At 77.3% G+C, this 1,182-nt stretch carries 1 pseudogene; it reads right to left on the bottom strand.

The window, feature by feature from the left end:
- A pseudogene (locus tag ACTS11_RS07960) lies at positions 1-1,110 on the bottom strand (hypothetical protein); the annotation flags it as partial.
- Positions 1,111-1,182 lie beyond the last annotated feature (72 nt).

Raw genomic sequence — 1,182 nt, 5'->3', positions numbered from 1 at the left:
CTCGTTGGCGGCTTCCGCCGCGGGGGGCGCGTTGGCGGCGTCCGTCGCGGGTGTCTCGCGGGCGGCGTCCGCCGCAGGGGCGTAGGCCGGGTCCGTCGGGGCCTGCGCCACCTGCCCGGCAGCGGCCTCGCGTGCCGCCTCCGACAGGGGAGCCTCGTGACCGGCATCCGGGGCGGGGGCCTGCGCTTCCTCCACGGTGGCCTGCTCGTCGGCTGCGGGCTCGTTCACGCGGGTCAGCGTGCCGCTCCGGCGGGAGAAGACGGGCGTGAAGCGGGCGACGTTGTCCCCTGCCCCATCAGCGCCCTCGGCCGGTGCCGCGTCACGCACCGCCGCAAGCTCGCGGAGGGCACCCGCCGCCGAGGCATCTGGCCAGCCGGCGTCGCCGGTGTCGGATTCGAATTCGGCCGCGGGCGGGACGGGGGCAACGGGCGCGGCGTCCTGGGGGCGCGCCCAGTCGAACAGGCGCATCTCGGGGCGCCAGCCGTCGCCGCCGAAGTCGCGGCCGTCCTCGTCGCGGTCCTGCGCGGTCTCGGCCTGCGCGGACTCGGTCTGGGCGGACTCGGCCTGCGCGGTCTGCGCCATTTCGGCTTCGTCCACGTCGGGTTCGGCCGCGGTGGGCTCCGCCTCGGGCATCCGGGCGTCCGTGGCAGGTGCTTCGGCCGCATCCGAGGCGATGGCGGAGCTCTCGCCCGTCGTGTCGATTGCCGTCTCGCCCTCGGGACGCGCTTGGGAGGGGGCGGTGTCGAGGTCGGCCTCGGGCCCTGCCGTGGCCTCCTCGGGCGGGGCCTCGGAGAGCGGGACGAAGTCCGCAGTCTCGTCGGCGGTGAAGGCGACGACCGGCGTTTCGGTCTCCGCCTGCGCCGGGGCGGCACGGTCGAGGGCCGTGTCGGCCGCATCCTGCACCGCGACGTCCTCGACGCCGGAGCCCCTTGTTTCGGCATCGACGGACCAGAACGCGGCATCCTCCGGTTGACCGGCGGTTTCCGTCTCGGGGAGGGCTTCCGGTGCGGCGGCGGTCGCGTCCTCGGCAGCCGTGTCGGCGCCGGAGGGTGCGGGCGCGGCGGCTCCCTCGCGGGAGGCTTCAGCGGCGGGCGGCGGAGGGGCGTCCACAATGCCCGCCTCCGCGCCGGGCGGCGCGGCGGGGGCTTGGCCGGCATCGGCGGCGGGAGCCCCGCGCGGGGT

Source organism: Roseicyclus sp. (genome assembly GCF_052168335.1).
Taxonomy (GTDB): domain Bacteria; phylum Pseudomonadota; class Alphaproteobacteria; order Rhodobacterales; family Rhodobacteraceae; genus Roseibacterium.
This window is presented reverse-complemented; position numbering and strand designations above follow the sequence as displayed.